The following is a 15,239-nucleotide window of genomic DNA, read 5'->3' on the forward strand; positions in this document are numbered from 1 at the left end:
CGAGAGCAGGCTCGGGATCTCCCTGTCTGGCGTTCTGGCCGCCAGGGCGCACCGCGAGTAGCATCGGTTCAGGCGCACCAACAGACCCGGTGTCCGGGAAAATTGCCCTGCTTTGTGTGAGCTCGAACCACGGTCGCAGAAGATTCACCGACCCTTGAGGGTGACCTGATGGACACTGAAGTCAAGATACAGTTTTTTCAAGCGGCCGCGACAGCTCTGCCGACGATCTTTATAGCCTTCGCCGTGACGAGCCACATTCTGGATCCCGCCGCCCAGCAGAACTTGAAGATTCAGTTCTTTGTTCTGGGCGGCACTACCGGCATAATCACGCTGGCCGCCGTGATCACCGGCTTCATCACCGCCGAACTGCTGACACTAATAGTTCTTGCCACAGGAAACCCCACGTTTCCGGTTTTCATCGGGGTTGGTTTCTACATCTTTTTGTTCGCCTGGTTTGTGGGGGTCAAATCGTTGAACCCGCTGTTTCAGCATGCCGCCACCGTCGCTGAGGAAAATGCACGCGGCGAGGAGGCGAAGGCCAATGTTATGAGCAGATACCGGCGTCTTGGGAATGCGATCATCACTGGCTCCTTCGTCATCCCCGTGGCCGCGGCCATCGTTTTCTACTTCGTGGGAGGATGAACGCACAGCAACTACCCGGACATCATTTCCCCACGTGGACGCGGATAGCACGCAGGGCCCGGCGTTGCACGAGCCTAATGACCGGGCTGCTCACCCACATCAATGGGGTGACCAGTGGGTGTGCCGCAAGGGCCAGCGTCCAGGTGAGGCGGGAGCCGGAAGGCATGGGTTCGATGCGCCAGTCCTCCCCGGCGTGCCGGAGCCCGGGAAGGGATGCTTGCACAGCGGTGAACGTATACCGCTGCCCCTCCTCCCAGCGGAAGAACCTCTCACGGATTGTGAACACCCACGCCAGAGTGACATCCCGAACCGTCCCCGCGCCCAACGGCCGCGGGCCCCAGCGCAGGCCTGTGAATACCGGTATCCACATAAGCAGTTCGTTCCCGGTCAGGACCTCCCAGATCCGGCTGGTGGGCGCAGTGGTCTCCACCGAGAACACGTAGCGGAAGGGCGCGGAAGTCAGGAAAGCGTCATCGCTCTCAGCGAGCGGATACGAATGCCGTGCCATGGGGACCATTCTTCTCCCGCCTGAGAGCGGCTGTAAATGCGGGAGATATTCGGAATCCGAATCCATCCCCGCGGACGGACCGTTTAACCTGGCAATTTTAAGGCCAAGCTACGACGCCGCATCCAGCGTGATGTCCGCGGTCTGTTCCTGGCCGTCGCGCTGGAAGGTGATCTTCACGGTGGACCCTGCGGCCTGCTCGCGCGCCGCGGCCGTCAGCTCGGAGGCGTCGGTCACCGTCCGGCCGGCCAGTCCGGTTACCACGTCGCCGGCCTTCAGCCCGGCCTTGTCCGCGGCGGACCCCGAGGTCACCGAGGCCACCTCGGCGCCGGCAGTGAAGTCCGACGACGACCCGGACGTTTTGTCCTGAACGGACAGTCCCAGCTGGCCATGGGTCGCCTTGCCCGTGGAGATGATCTCCTCCGCCACCCGCTTCGCCGTGTTGATCGGGATGGAGAACCCGACGCCGATGTTGCCGCTCTGGGTTGACGCGGACGACGACGATCCCGCGGACGCGATGGCCACGTTGACGCCGATGATTTCGCCCTGCGCGTTCACCAGGGCGCCGCCGGAGTTGCCGGGGTTGATGGCCGCGTCCGTCTGGATGACGTTGATGCTGATGGAATCCTGCGCCGAGGCCGAGATACCGGACTGGGAACCGAACGGATTCTGCGACGAGCTTCCGCCCTGGGACGAGGACCCCTCGGAGGTCGCGGAGGACTCCGTCTCGATGGTGCGGTTCACTGCGGACACGATCCCGTCCGTGACGGTGCCGCTGAGTCCCAGGGGCGCACCTATCGCTACGGCGGTGTCACCGACGTTGACAGCAGAAGAGTCACCGAGCGAAGCCGGGGTCAGCCTTTGGGCATTGATCTTGATGACGGCCAGGTCGGAAAGCGGGTCCGTGCCCACGATGGTCGCTTTGTAGACCTGCCCGTCGTTGGTGCGGACCTCGACGGCGGCATCCGCCGCCGCCCCGTCCAGGGTCACCACGTGCGTGTTGGTGAGGATGTGGCCCTCCGTGTCCAGGATGATGCCCGAGCCGGTGCCCCCTGAACTGCCGGAGCTGACGCTGATGGTCACCACGCTGGGTGTGGCCTTTTGCGCCGCGGCCGTGACGGCGTTGACGCTCTCCGTGTTGTTGACGATGACCGGGCTGATCGCTGCCTGCGCCGCGGTTGCCGTCGCGGCCGGCGCGTCCGGCCACAGTGCGGAAACCCCGGAAGCCACCCCGCCGCCCAGGAGACCCGCCGCCACGAGGCACGTGACGAAGACCGCGGGGCCAACCCGCTTCTTGTCCCGCGGCCTCACCGGCGGAACAGGCGGCGCAGGGGGCACGGGACCAAAAGCCGAAGGGGAAGTGGCAGGAGGAACGGTGCGTAGAGGGGCCGTCCCTTCCGGAACATCGGCGTGAAGGACAGGATCGTGGCTGGTCTCCGTGTGCATGTGTGGCTCCTCAGGGGTATACCGCTCCGATGGTTCCCGGAGCTTTCTCCCTAATCCTGTCCACCGGGCCTTTGGCCCTTCTGTCGCGCTGCTGTGATGAGGCTGTGAGAGCTACCCGTCACTTCGGCGAGGACGCGTTGGCGTCACCCCGGCGGTCTGAGGGACTTCAGTCCATGCTGGAACGGCGGGTGGGTGGCTGAAGGTCCTTACCCGCAGCCTTGCGGAGGCGCTCTGCCTTACGCTCCTTGAAAAACTGCCGCCAGGCAACAGTCGGGAGCACGGCCACAATGATGACCGGAAGGATCACTCCTGGCACAGTGGCGGGTTCTGTTACGTACACCAGTCCCGCGGCGCTAAGGAACAGGTACACGAACATCGTTGCGGAGATGAATGTGATCAGGATGGCAAGAAAGCGGATGCCTCGGGCAGAAGTGTAGGGTTTTGGACCGGAGTAGGCCGGGCCCTTGTACACGCCGTACTCCTCGACAGTGAGACCCTGACTCTCCGCCTCGATTTCGATCTGCCGGGCGTAGTAACCTTTGCGGCGCCGTGAGGGCTGCTGGGGTTGATCTTCCATCGGGTAAGTCTCTCTTCACTGTGCCGGCGGAGTGGGATGCCTGGATGACTGCTTCTCAACCCTATCTAAGAGGCAGCGGGAGACCGCCCGTGGGATCGCTCCGCTCTGCTTGAAGCGTCGACCGAATGTCCTGAGCACGGCGGAAGCGGTCTCCGCAGGCGCGCAAGAGACCGCTCCCTTTATTTCGATTCCGGGGAACGGTGGTGAGAACGCCCCGTGGAATCAAACCTTTTGTGCCGCAAATAGGTCGTCTTCGACCCGGTGTCTGCAGAGGCAGCTCCGGCAGTGAGTGCCGCGCCGCCAGGGTCAAGCATGCTTTGATTTTGACTGCACCTCACAGTGCAGCGTATGTACGAAGAATGGCGCAGATTCTATTACTGTTCTCTCCGCGCAGAGGCTCTCCTCTGGCCTTACCGCGATTGTGCCCCTGTGACTAGAGGACTTTCGGAATACCTACCCTAGGCGAGGCGCAACTAGAGCGCACCCACAATGTGTACTCGTCTTTCGGCGTCGCCCGCTACTTGTTGCCTCAGGCACGCGGTGACCAGCAGATATGCCGCCACGTGCCTATAACCAGGCGGGCAAATGCATCGAAACATGAACAGACCGTAAGTAATACACCCGCCCCGGGCGCTGTCCGCCAGGCCTTTGGGCCCTTCTGTCCCGTCGCTGTGCGGAGCCTTTGAGAGCTAAGCCCTTCCGCTGCCGTCAATTGTCAATAGGCGCCCTCGTGTCGAAACACCGCCCGGATCGTCTTAGCGATGATGACGAGGTCTTCGCTCATAGACCAGTTGTCCACGTAGGAGAGGTCCAGACGGACCGGTCCTGGGGCCGCGGTGGATACTGCCTCGCCTTACGCCGAGTACAACGACACGCCCTTGGCTGCGATCAAGCGGTATTACTCCACAGGGTGCAGTGGGTGGACCTAACAACTCCGAGGGCGACCATCCAGGGCTGGATCGACACGGCAGAGTCAGAAAAATCCTGGCTCGTCATCGCTTACCAAGCGATCGGCATGAACATCGGCCAAATCGAGTTCAACACCGCAACGGCGGATTAAGACGCAGCAATGAAAGCAATTGCAAATAGCACCCTTGGCGTCGTCACCGTAAGGGAAGCCGCCAAGGAAATCACCGGACAGCTGAGATAACGGACTGTTAGGCTTCAGCCAGTCCGTCGAGCCATCTGTTCACCTCGGCGAGGATCGCTTCTCGGCTCCCGGCATACGTCATTGTCGCTTCGGGCGTGGTTTCAGACTTGGCGGTAATGCGTGCCCGCAGAGGATCCGTGTGCTCCTCTTCGTGCCATACGTTGATCACCAACGTGGCCAGGCTTCTCGGAACTTCCTTGCCGCCGTCCGTGTCTTCAGAGGCAAATTGCTCTATCAAAGACCGCTCCTGTTCGTAATCACTACGGGGGATCAGTCCCGAAGCGTCCTAATTCGGATGAACGCGCTTCATTCAAGTCTTACCACCGGAACCGGAACCTTACTCGCCGGGACCTCGCATAGGGCAAGGCAGGAAGGGAACCTGCCCTAATCATAAGCATTTACCCCATGAGACACACCAGTACCCTCCGGCACAGCGGGATCCGCACGTGGACGGGCACCGTTCACGCTCTTGCTCGCCGGGTCCACTACCCCTCTTGTCGCAACGCATTCATTCTGTGACAAATCCAGTAAACAAGCTCAAAGGCTTTGAAATGTTTTGCCGTTTCCGTTTCCTTTCTTGGGACGGTGCGATAATTTATCTGGAAAGCTCAAAACAGAAGAAGAGGAAGCGTCACTGGCCTGCTGAACGCGGCAGTACGACTGGCGCAGAACTGATGAGCAATTCGTCTATGCTCAATCGGCGCCGGCGTCTATGGGGGAGCCGCAGCAACTTGCGGACTCGTGATCTTCTGATGATCCCATGGACGTGATCAGCCCTGTTTGGGGGACGTTATGGCGCAGGATAATAACGGCCGATTCCAGCTGAACCTTATTCAATACTGGCAGTTGTGGCAGGGACAAACCGAAATTCATGTTGCCTGGCGGCAGCAGCGGTTGATTGCCGCGCTGGCCATATACGGTCCCCGTCAGCGCGGGTACCTGAGCGGGCTTTTATGGCCGGAGAGTCCGGAAGCGCGTGCAAAGGAAAGTCTCCGGACAACCGTCCATCTGATCTCCAGACAGGTTCCAGACCTTCTGAAAAGCGAGGGCCAGATGCTGTCTCTGGCGGATAACGTAAGCGTGGATCTCCACCAGTTGCTCAAAGAGATCAAGAACTTTGAGCAGCCGGACGCCCAAATGGATGAAGACCACCTGTCCCATCTCCGGTCCGGGGACCTGCTGCCCGGCTGGTATGACGACTGGGTCCTCATAGAGCAGCAGCGGTTGCGAAATATTCGCCTGCGCGCCTTTCTCCTGCTGGCCCGCCGGTGGCTCGGCCGGGGGGACATCCAAAAAGCCCTTGAGGCTGCGGAGAGTGCCCTGGAAATCGAGCCACTGCACGAGAGCTGCGTCGAACTTTTGATGAGCGCCGAGGTCAGGGCTGGTAACCGTGCCCGCGCCCTTCGGACATTCGAAGCGTTCAGCACGAGTCTGGACATCGAGCTGGGTATAGCTCCCTCAAAGAACCTCATGAGACTGGCCGAAGACATTCATTCAAGCAATGGCGGGTTCCACTAAGGGCCGCTACTCGATGGAGCGAAGAACTAGCCCCAGCCGACCCCCACGCCGGTCCAGCCGGGGAACCCGCCCAGCCCGTTGCCCCGGTAGAGCCGCAGTGTGCCGTTGGTGTCCACGGCCAGGATGTCGGTCTTGGCATCGCCGTTGTAGTCACCACGCCCGGTGATGGCGGTCATGGCGTTCCAGCCCGTGCCCACCTGGCTCCTGGCGCCGAAGCCGCCGCGGCCGTTGCCCGGGTAGCGCCACAGGACGCCGGAGGCGTCCCGCCCCAGCAGGTCCGCCTTGCGGTCGCCGGTCAGGTCGCCGGGGCCGACGACGGCGGTCATGGCGTTCCAGCCGGAGCCCGCCTTGGTCCGGGCGAGCCAGCCGCCGCGCCCGTTCCCGGGGTACAGCCAGAGGGCGCCGGTGGTATCGCGTGCCAGGACGTCGGCTTTCCCGTCGCCGTTGATGTCGCCGGGACCGATCAGAGCAGTGAACCCGCTCCAGCCGGAGCCCACCTTGACGCGCGTCAGAAAGCCGCCGCTGCCGTTGCCCGGGTACAGCCAAAGGGCGCCGGAGGCGTCCCGGGCCAGGACGTCCGCGCGCCGGTCACCGTTGAAGTCGCCGGGCGCAACCAGCGAGGTGAAGCCGTTCCAGCCGGCACCCACCTGCCTGCGGGCCAGCCAGCCGCCGCTGCCGTTGCCCGGATACAGCCACAGGAAGCCGGAGTTCTCCCGCGCCAGGACATCGGCCTTGCCGTCGCCGGTAAAGTCGCCGGCGGCGAGCACGGTGCTGAAGTGCAGCACCGCGTTGGCGGCGTCCAGCCGGCCGGCGCCACAGCCCTGCGGGCAGCCGCCGGTAATGGGCCGTGCGGTGCGCTTAAGGCGGGCTTCGACGGCGGCCGGTGTCGCCGTCGGGCCCATCTGGGCCACGAGCAGCGCGGCGGCTGCGGACACATGGGGCGCCGCGAAGGAGGTGCCTTCGGACCAGTAGTAATTTGTGCCTGCGCCCTCCGTTGCCGTTGTCTCGCCGTCGTTCTCCGTGGAGAGAATGCCGTTCGGGAAGCCACTGCCGGGGTCTTCGTCGGTGGTCGGGGTCATGTCACCGCCCGGGGCGGTGATGTCGACGCCGGGCCCGAAGTTTGAATAGGGGGCCAGGGCGCCGCTGCGGCCGCTCGCAGCGACGCTGATGACGTTCGGGCAGTTGGCGGGGGTGGACTTGGAGGCCTGTGCCATTTCATTGCCGGCTGCCGCCACCACGACCGATCCCCTGGCCGTCGCGGTGGCGATGGCATCTTGAAAGGTCTGGGAGCATGGTTCCGTGGCGCCAAGGCTCAGGTTGATGACGCGGGCAGGATGAAGGTTAATCGGCGTCCCGGGGACCGGCGCTCCGGACGCCCAGAGGATCGCATCGGCAGTATCCGACTCCTGGCCGCCGCACGGCCCGAGAACCCGCACCGGGAGGATTTTGGCTCCGGGTGCTGCACCTGCCATGCCCACGCGGTTGTTGGTGACTGCCGCAATGATGCCGGCCACGTGGGTGCCATGCCAGGAGGAGAACGGGTCACCCGGTACGTCGTCGCCGCACTGGTTATCGGCTGACCGGTCGCCCGGGTCCGTGGCGTCGGCGTCGCGGCCATCGTTGTCGCCGGATGTAGCTTGGTCTGCGATCATGTCGTAGCCCGCCAGCACGTTCGCGTCCAGATCAACGTGGCTGGTTATGCCGGTGTCGACGACGGCCACCACCTGCCCGGCGCCCCGGGTGACGTCCCACGCCCGGGTGGCCCGGATGCCGCCTGTCTCGGCGGACAGATTCCACTGGTCCAGGAACGCCGGGTCGTTGGGGTTGGCCACTTTGGCCTGCAGTTTGAAGTCAGGCTCGGCATAGGCGACTGCCGGGTCGGCCCGGAGTGAGGCGAGCAGCTTGTCGGCGTCGCCGTCGCCGAATTCCTTGCTGGTGCGCACCACACGGGCTCCGGTGGCCGTGGCGCGCACCTCCCTGGCGGTGGCCCCGAGCTTGGCGGCGGCGCGGCTGACCGACTGGGCGCGGAGCGCTGAGCCCGCCCGGGCAGGGTCCTTGAACTTCACGATGAACTGGTCCGTGGGCGGCGTGGCCACCGACGGCCGGCGCGGGACGGACTGAAACGATTGGGCCGGCGTCGGGGTTGTCTGGTCGTCATTGGCCGAGGCGGCGGGCGCGATGAGCGCGCCGGCCACCAGCGCGGCGGCGCCTGCGGACGTAAGGACAGCATGGAGGCGTGCGCGGCGCGTATGAGACATCGAGACCATCCTGTACGGCGCCCTCCAACACCCTCGTGCCGGGACGCGGTTGTATCGCGCGGCCCCCGCCGCGTTCAGGGATGAGTCTAGCGGCAGTACCTCCGGCACGGTATCAGGGGCAGGCATCATGACGGCGTGGCGGTGTCAGCAGCTCCTAGCCGAGCTTCACCTTCGCCGCTGTGAGCCCCGCGATGACGGCGCCGGCCAGCACCTTGTGGCCGGCGGTATTCGGGTGGATCTTGTCCCCCGTGGTGAGTTCGGGGTGACCGGCCAACGGCTCGCCCAGGTCAACGTATATCCCGCCGACGCTGATCACGGCCGCCTTCACGGCCTCCTGCATCTGCGCGGCCGCGGGCGGCATGTCGGCGACACCCCATACGGGGCTCGTGGCGATGATCCTGGCCTGCGGCAGGCCGGCGCGGAGCGTCTTGAAAAGCTGGTTCGCTGCCTCCGTGAACGCCGCAACGTTGGTGGGGTCATTCCTGCCACCCGACACGATCACAATGGCGGGCGCGCTCTTGATGACCTTCGGCGCCATCTCGTTGTAGTTGGGACATACGTCCTTTCCACACGCCCCGGTCCCGCGGGACGCCCGGCGCTTGATGTACCCGGTGCCGCCCTGCGCGAAGTTTTTCATCTTCAACTTGTACTTCGCCGCCACGATGTCAACGAACCCGGAACCCTTCGCCGCCCCGGTCCCGGCAGAATACGAATCGCCGATGAACGCCACCGTGTCCGTGGCCGGCGCGGATGCCGGGGCGGACGCGGCGGCCGACGCGGTGACCGACGGCGGGGCGGACGCCGCGGCCGACGGCGTGACCGCCGGCTTCTCGGTACTCTGCACGACGTAGTACGAAGGGGCATCGCCGGACGCCGGCCCCGGCTCAGCCGGGGCGCAGCCGCTCAGTGCAAGAAGGCCGGCGGCGGCAGCAAAGGCAAGGCGTTTCACGAAGGTCCCCCAGAAAGCAGTTGACCAAATAATACGGCAGAAAAATCCGGTGATGCGTCCCGCCCGACCGCTGTTGTTACCGGTTACCGCAGTACTACTTGGCCGCCAGAGCCTTCTCGGGGTCGGGCGTATCCGCCACCGGCCCGCTACCGGATCCCCTGTTCCGGAGCCTGGCCTCTACGGGACGCTCAAAGAAGGTGTAGGCGGCGCCGGCAAGCGGGGTGGACACCGCAATGCCGACGACGGCGAACGTGACACGCTCAGCCAGGCTCTCCGGGCCGAGTTCCAGGGCGGTCCGCAGCACCAGCTCGTGGACCAGGTAAAGCGCGAAGGACCACTCCCCCAGTTTCACCATGGCCGCGGAACTCGCGAACGTGGGGCGCCCTCCGCAGCGGTCACGGTCCGCATAGGCCGCAATCAGAAGGGCGAAGCCCGGAATGCAGAGCGCGCCCGCCAGCGGCCCGGCAGTATGCCAGGGTGCGATGCCGTCGACGACTTCGAGAATCAGGAAGGAACCGAGAGCGGCGGCAGCGCCAACGCCCACACCGAACCTGGGCTTCCAGCCTTTTTTCATGGCGATGGCCAGGCACACGCCCACAATGAACTCCGCGACCCGGAACGCAGGGAACGTGTAGAACAGGGCTCCCCAGTCGAAACCGGGCACGAGGGCCAGCAGCACCGACACCAGAGCAACCGCGGCAGCGAAAACCGCGGCGCCGACGCGGAAGAGCTTCCCCGGCTCTAGACGCGAAAGCCGCACCGCCAGAAACGGGAACACCGCATAGAAGAACGCTTCGCAGGACAGCGACCAGGACACCCCGTTATAGGCGTAGACCCACTGCTTGTCGCCGAGCCAGCCCTGTACAAGGAAAAGCGAGGCCAGGAGTTGGGGAACAGACTGGTCCCCTTGGGTGGCGAAAACAAGGACGACGGCGGCCAGTGCCGTGAGCGCGTGCAGCGGCCAGATCCGGGCGAACCGGCGCCAGTAGAACTGCCGCTTGGAGGTGCCCGGTTTCATGGACCACGCGAGCACGAACCCGGACAGCAGGAAGAAGAACGTCACACCTGTCTGCCCCATGGACACCAGCGGATACGTCTCGGGCACCAGCGTCACGGACGCGTGATACAGGACCACGAGAATGGCGGCTATGAACCGCAGTCCTGTTAGTGAATCCAGCCGGGTGCGCGAAACGTTCATCCTTTACTCCAAGTACGACGGCGATGAACAGACCAGTTTACCGGGTGGGGCAAACCGGCTGCCTGGGCCTGCCGCGCGGTTCCTCCACGGCAGGCCCATGCAAAGAACCCGGGCCCGATCAGTGGCTGCCGATGACGTACGTTCCCCAGCCCCCGGCGCCGAGAGTCCTTGCGGGAGCCCAGGCAGACTTGTTCGCCTGGTAGTACAGCAACGCCCCGGCCTTGTTGCGTGCCAGCAGACCCTGGGTGCCAACTCCGCCAAGCCCGCGGGCTACGGTCAGGGACGTGAAGCCCTGCCAGCCGGCTCCAATGACCAGCCGCTTCTCGGCGATGAAGGCGCCCCTGCCGTTGGTGCGGTAAAGCACCATCTGGCCGCTGGTGTTGCGCGCCACGATGTCCACGGCTCCGTCCCGGTTCCAGTCGAGCAGGCTGATGTCCAGCTTCTGCCAGCCTGCACCGATCAGCGTGCCCGCGCTTGGCGTCTTTCCGGAGAGGTTGGCGTAGTGGTACAGCTTGCCAGTGGCACCGTGCTTGGCCACGATGGACGGGAACCTGTCGGCGGCCTTCCAGGTCCCGACGTCGATGGTGTAGTTCTGCCAGCCGTCCGTGCCGATCGTCTCCCGAACAAAGCCGCCGCCGCGCAGGGCCCGGTACAGGTAAAGTTGCCCGGCCTTGGCCTTGCCAAGGATGTCGAAGTAGCCGTCCCGGTTCCAGTCCGTCACGTGAATCTCGCTGAAACTGCCCCATCCGGTACCGATCTTGACGCGGGCAGCCTTCAGGTTCCCGTAATTCCACAGGGTGCCTGCCGAATCAATGGCTACGACGCTGTCCTGCGACTTGATCGTGGGCGCAGCGGGAGGGGTGGCAGGCGGGTCCTGTGCAGGCACAAAGGTGTGCGTCCACGCCAGGGTCCCGGTGACCTGATAGCCCGGAAGAGCCTCGGCGTACACGTCGACCGTTCCCGATGCGGGATAAGTGCCTGGAAGCTTCGGCTGGCCCGCCACGATATACCGGACCCCAGGTTCTGAAGGAATAGTGAACGAGGACGGGCCGAAGATGGGTGCGGGTGGTTCAACTTCAATAATAGGAACCGGCCGGAGGTCCTTGGACCAGGACGTCGTGCCCTCCAGGACGTAGCCGTACTTGGCCTCAGCGGTAACGGTAATGACTTCCTGCACAAAGTAGGTTCCCGCGTCGCGGACAATCCCCCCAACCAGGTAACGGACCCCCGGCACGGAAGGAACTATGTACCACCATCCGCCGAAAGTCGGAGCGACGGCCGTGACAGCGATATTCTCCGGGGCCTGTGGCGGCGTCGGGTCCGGTGTGCTTGGTCCGGTAACTGTGCCGTCGATGAGCTTCACCGTGTACGTGTGGTCGACCCACATTCCGTCCCGCACCATTCCCGTGACCTTGACCGTGTAGTTCGATTCCCCAGGCCCCTGCGGTAGCTGCAATTGCGGAACGTCAAAAACCAGGGTGTTCGGTCCGTAGCCGTTCATCGCATGGTAGGTGGTCGCGTGCATGTCTTCCCCGGCAGCATTCGTGACAATAACGCTGGACTGGGAGAAATCGACGTCGTGCCCGGACGACAGTGACCAGCGGCCGGGCGGCAGCAGCTGCGTCGGGAAGTACCCGGCATTCGGGAAGGCGATGAAGTCGGGGTTGGCCCGGCCGGCGCTGGTCCCGCCGCCAAAGACGTTGACGGCATTGAACATGCTGGTGGTTCCGATGCCCATGGTGGTCGTCTCCGGATTCAGGAGCCAGCGCCGGTGCCCTACGTCGGCGTTGTTGTATCCGTCGTCGTCCATGTATCCCCTGAGCGCTACGGACATGGAGGAGATCTCCGGGTAGCTGTAGTGCAGGTTCGAGGTGTTGGCACCGGCCTGCCCCATCGTTGTGAAGCACTGCCAGTCGCTCGTGGGATAGTGGCTCAACCCGCCTCGCGCATGCATCATCAGCGCCGCGGCTTGAGCCTTGGCATTCTGCTCGTCGGTGAGGACAATGCTGTCCAGTCCCGAGAGGCCGCGGAAGAAGTTGATCGCCGCCGTTCCGCTGGCCAGCGAACTCGCCGACTGCGTCCCCGGATTGCACCCTGCCACTGACCCTGTCCAGTTGATGTCCTCCGCCTCCGAGGGCAGATAGCGGGCCTTATAGGCCGCCACCACTGCATCACGTGACTGCGTGTTGATGGCGTTGTCTGTCTCCGCCGCCTGTGAAGGCGAGGCCAGTCCGCCAGAGACAAGGGCTGCCAGGAGCAGCACCGAGGCGAGCCGAGGCATCACCGTCTTATTCATTTGTTTCCCCCCAATTAAAATCCTGATCAAAACCTAACACCGGATTTCGCGTGACCATGGGAATCGCGTTAATCCTTCGGCAATGTTGGGGTTGGGTTCCGGAGCAGTTTACTGATTCTTGATGGAACCTTGAGCGCCTCTTGGCTGGCACTTGATGTTGAAACGACAAGCTCTTTCCATCAGAGGCCGGACGGGCGCCGCGGAAGCGAGCGACAGAGCCGCAACTACTTAGGGGAGACCATGGCAAACATCGCAGGACGCAAGAAGCGCATCATCGTTACCACCGCAGTACTGGCCGCCATCGGCGGCGGCGCCGCCTTCGCATACTGGAGTGCAACCGGCACCGGCGCGGGGCAGGCAACAGCTGCCGCCGCCAGTGTGCCGTTTACCTTTGTGAGTCAGGCAGCCACGGGCGGTCCCCTTTCTCCCGGCGGCCCTCAGCAGACCGTTGCCTTCACGGTGACCAACCCGGGCACAGGCGTACAAAACCTGGCCGATGTCGCAGTGACCGTCGACGAAGCTTGGTCCGTGGGTACCACCCTCCCGTGCACGGCCGCGGATTTCACAGTCGGCCCAGTCGTTGTCACCAAGGGGTCCATCAATGCAGGCGCGAGTGTTAACGGCACCGTGAAGGTCACCATGATCAACTCCGCCACCAACCAGGACAACTGCAAGGGAGTGACGGTACCCCTGGTCTTTTCCGCGAGCTGAAGGCGAAACGGACTGACGTACCTGGTCAGTAGCCCAGTTTTCGGTCTCCGCTGGTAGACCAGCTCTCCGCCCACTTCCTGTTCAGAAGGTAGACATGCCAGCCAACCGCACCAGCTCCACCAAGGCCCCCCGGGTGCCTATGGCGGGGCTGGTGCTGCTTGAGCGCTCGGCTATTCGTTGCACAGCTATCGTCGCTTCGCTTCTGATGGCTGCGTTGGTGGGCGCTCCCTGCGCATCGGCCTTCTGGAGGTCCGTCGGACTCGGAACCGGAAGCGCCGTGACCACGTTGCTGGCCGCACCGACCGCCGTAACAGTTCCCTCCACCAGCCTGGGTGCCGTGCCCGTGAGCTGGACGGCGTCCGCCGGATCAATAACGCCAACCGGGTACTACGTCACCCGGATCACGGGCAGCACCACGGCCGCGGCCTGCGGCAGCAGCCCGGCAGCCTTGCTGGCCAGCACTTCCTGCACGGACAACGCTGTGCCCATCGGCACCCACAGCTACATAGTCACAGCTGTCTACCGGTCCTGGACAGCCGTCAGCGCAGCCAGCGGCAACATCACAGTGGTGCTGCCGGCAAGCAACCAGCTCGCGTTCGCACAGGGCCCGAGCAACGCAATCGCCGGGGCGGCGATGAGTCCTGCAGTCACCGTGACAGTACAGTCCGTGGGGCTTGTTCCGGTCGCGAATGTTCCAGTAACGCTTACGCTCGGGAACAATGCGGGCGCGGGCACGCTCTCCGGTACGGTGACGGCTTCCACCAATCTGCTCGGAGTCGCCACGTTTTCGAACCTGTCCATCGACAAAGCCGGAAGCGGATACACGCTCACTGCGTCCTCCCCCGGCCTGACGACTGTAAGCAGTGCTGCCTTCAACGTCACACCAGCAGCCGCGAAGACGCTACAGATCACTACCGTTCCCGTCTCGGGGGCTGCCTCTGCCACGGCAAACCTCGGCCCTATCACCGTTCAGCGGGTGGATGCCTACGGCAACCTCGTTACGGCAGGTAATCTCGCCGTCGGGCTCTCATCCAGCGCAGCCGGAACCGGCACGTTTGCCGCAACGGCCGGCGGTCCGGCAGTCACCGCCGTGACCATCCCTAACGGGTCGTCGGCTGCGTCCTTCCACTATGGGGACACCAAAGCCGGGACACCTACCCTCACTGCCAGCAGCACGGGTCTGACCGGCGCCTCCCAGGCGGCAACCATCACCGCCGGCGCAGCCACGAAGCTCGTTGTGATCAGCGCGCCCGTGACGGGGGCAGCGTCTGCATCCGCCACTCTGGGACCGGTCACGGTGCAGCGGCAGGATGCGTTTGGAAACCCGACGACGGCGGGCTCCACCACGCTGCTTCTCTCCTCCAGTTCCGGGACGACAATCTTCGCCGCCACCTCAGGAGGCACAGCCATGACCCAGGCGACGATCGCCGCCGGTTCCTCGGTGGCGTCCTTCCACTACGGGGACACCAAGGCAGGGTCCCCCACGTTGACCTTCAGCGCCACCGGCCTCACCTCCGCGACGCAAACAACGACCGTGACCGCCGCGCCGATGTCCCGGCTCAAGTTCGTTGGACAGCCCGTTACTCCAGTCGACAAGAATTTCCCGTTCAGTCCCTCGATTTCCGTCGAGGTCGTAGACCAGTTCGACAACCGTGTCGACAGCACGGCATCCATCACAATCACGACAGTCGCGCCCTGCCAGATCAAGGGGACAGCAGTCCATACGGCCGTCGCAGGCCTGGCGACCTTTGCGGACCTGCAGCCTCAGGGCGCCAGCTCAAACTGCACGCTTACGGCAACCAGCGGAACGCTTGCAGCAGCCAACAGCTCGGTGTATTCGACCAAGTAGAACGTGTTCCGGTGCGGCCAGCACCATCAAGGCGCATCCTCGACCGCTCAGGCATGCTGGATGGGTCAGTGCGCGTCGTTTACAAACAGCGGGCCGGAGGCCACAATTGGTCGGATCACGGCCCCCACAGGGTGGCTGTG

Annotated in this window: 14 protein-coding genes; 5 read left to right on the forward strand and 9 right to left on the reverse strand. The window is 64.1% G+C overall.

Features of this window, described 5'->3' with window-relative positions; all coding sequences use genetic code 11:
* The first annotated feature begins 168 nt into the window (after nucleotides 1–168).
* Nucleotides 169–642, forward strand: coding sequence for a hypothetical protein (locus G9E11_RS06095; protein WP_190603896.1), 474 nt, complete (start codon nucleotides 169–171; stop codon nucleotides 640–642).
* Between the two features lie 22 nt (nucleotides 643–664).
* On the opposite strand, the gene G9E11_RS06100 is transcribed toward G9E11_RS06095, so the two are convergent.
* The 4 genes from G9E11_RS06100 to G9E11_RS21715 all read right to left on the reverse strand — a co-directional run bounded on the left by G9E11_RS06100 (nucleotide 665) and on the right by G9E11_RS21715 (nucleotide 3,984).
* Nucleotides 665–1,150, reverse strand: a complete 486-nt coding sequence (locus G9E11_RS06100) for an SRPBCC family protein (RefSeq protein WP_190603898.1) — start codon at nucleotides 1,148–1,150, stop codon at nucleotides 665–667.
* Between the two features lie 108 nt (nucleotides 1,151–1,258).
* The gene (locus G9E11_RS06105; protein ID WP_190603900.1) at nucleotides 1,259–2,593 is read right to left on the reverse strand and encodes a S1C family serine protease; all 1,335 of its coding nucleotides are present in this window, start codon (nucleotides 2,591–2,593) and stop codon (nucleotides 1,259–1,261) included.
* Between the two features lie 166 nt (nucleotides 2,594–2,759).
* A complete protein-coding gene (locus tag G9E11_RS06110) occupies nucleotides 2,760–3,170 on the reverse strand; it encodes a hypothetical protein (RefSeq protein ID WP_190603902.1) in 411 nt (136 codons plus the stop codon).
* Between the two features lie 715 nt (nucleotides 3,171–3,885).
* Nucleotides 3,886–3,984, reverse strand: coding sequence for a sugar transferase (locus G9E11_RS21715; protein WP_203219243.1), 99 nt, complete (start codon nucleotides 3,982–3,984; stop codon nucleotides 3,886–3,888).
* A gap of 105 nt (nucleotides 3,985–4,089) precedes the next feature.
* On the opposite strand from G9E11_RS21715, the gene G9E11_RS06120 reads away from it, so the two are divergent.
* On the forward strand, nucleotides 4,090–4,230 hold the full coding sequence (locus tag G9E11_RS06120; RefSeq protein WP_190603904.1) for a hypothetical protein: 141 nt from the start codon (nucleotides 4,090–4,092) through the stop codon (nucleotides 4,228–4,230).
* Nucleotides 4,231–4,327: 97 nt separating this feature from the next.
* Here the strand turns inward: G9E11_RS06120 and G9E11_RS06125 are convergent, their stop codons facing one another.
* Nucleotides 4,328–4,558, reverse strand: a complete 231-nt coding sequence (locus tag G9E11_RS06125; RefSeq protein ID WP_190603906.1) for a hypothetical protein — start codon at nucleotides 4,556–4,558, stop codon at nucleotides 4,328–4,330.
* 554 nt (nucleotides 4,559–5,112) lie between these two features.
* Here G9E11_RS06125 and G9E11_RS06130 point away from each other — a divergent pair.
* Nucleotides 5,113–5,838, forward strand: a complete 726-nt coding sequence (locus G9E11_RS06130; RefSeq protein ID WP_190603907.1) for an AfsR/SARP family transcriptional regulator — start codon at nucleotides 5,113–5,115, stop codon at nucleotides 5,836–5,838.
* A gap of 26 nt (nucleotides 5,839–5,864) precedes the next feature.
* Here G9E11_RS06130 and G9E11_RS06135 read toward each other — a convergent pair whose 3' ends face one another.
* The 4 genes from G9E11_RS06135 to G9E11_RS06150 all read right to left on the reverse strand — a co-directional run bounded on the left by G9E11_RS06135 (nucleotide 5,865) and on the right by G9E11_RS06150 (nucleotide 12,539).
* Complete coding sequence (locus G9E11_RS06135) at nucleotides 5,865–8,096, reverse strand: S8 family serine peptidase (RefSeq protein ID WP_190603909.1); 2,232 nt, start codon at nucleotides 8,094–8,096, stop codon at nucleotides 5,865–5,867.
* 154 nt (nucleotides 8,097–8,250) lie between these two features.
* Nucleotides 8,251–9,045, reverse strand: a complete 795-nt coding sequence (locus G9E11_RS06140; protein WP_190603911.1) for an SGNH/GDSL hydrolase family protein — start codon at nucleotides 9,043–9,045, stop codon at nucleotides 8,251–8,253.
* A 94-nt stretch (nucleotides 9,046–9,139) separates the two neighbouring features.
* On the reverse strand, nucleotides 9,140–10,243 hold the full coding sequence (locus G9E11_RS06145; protein ID WP_190603913.1) for an acyltransferase family protein: 1,104 nt from the start codon (nucleotides 10,241–10,243) through the stop codon (nucleotides 9,140–9,142).
* Between the two features lie 118 nt (nucleotides 10,244–10,361).
* Complete coding sequence (locus G9E11_RS06150; protein ID WP_190603915.1) at nucleotides 10,362–12,539, reverse strand: CAP domain-containing protein; 2,178 nt, start codon at nucleotides 12,537–12,539, stop codon at nucleotides 10,362–10,364.
* A 240-nt stretch (nucleotides 12,540–12,779) separates the two neighbouring features.
* On the opposite strand from G9E11_RS06150, the gene G9E11_RS06155 reads away from it, so the two are divergent.
* Together G9E11_RS06155 and G9E11_RS06160 are read left to right on the forward strand one after the other, a co-directional pair.
* Nucleotides 12,780–13,250, forward strand: coding sequence for a hypothetical protein (locus G9E11_RS06155; RefSeq protein ID WP_190603917.1), 471 nt, complete (start codon nucleotides 12,780–12,782; stop codon nucleotides 13,248–13,250).
* 94 nt (nucleotides 13,251–13,344) lie between these two features.
* Nucleotides 13,345–15,099, forward strand: coding sequence for a hypothetical protein (locus G9E11_RS06160; RefSeq protein ID WP_190603919.1), 1,755 nt, complete (start codon nucleotides 13,345–13,347; stop codon nucleotides 15,097–15,099).
* Nucleotides 15,100–15,239: the final 140 nt, after the last annotated feature.

The sequence above is a fragment of the Arthrobacter ipis genome (assembly GCF_014694315.1).
GTDB classification, from domain to species: Bacteria; Actinomycetota; Actinomycetes; order Actinomycetales; family Micrococcaceae; genus Arthrobacter; species Arthrobacter ipis.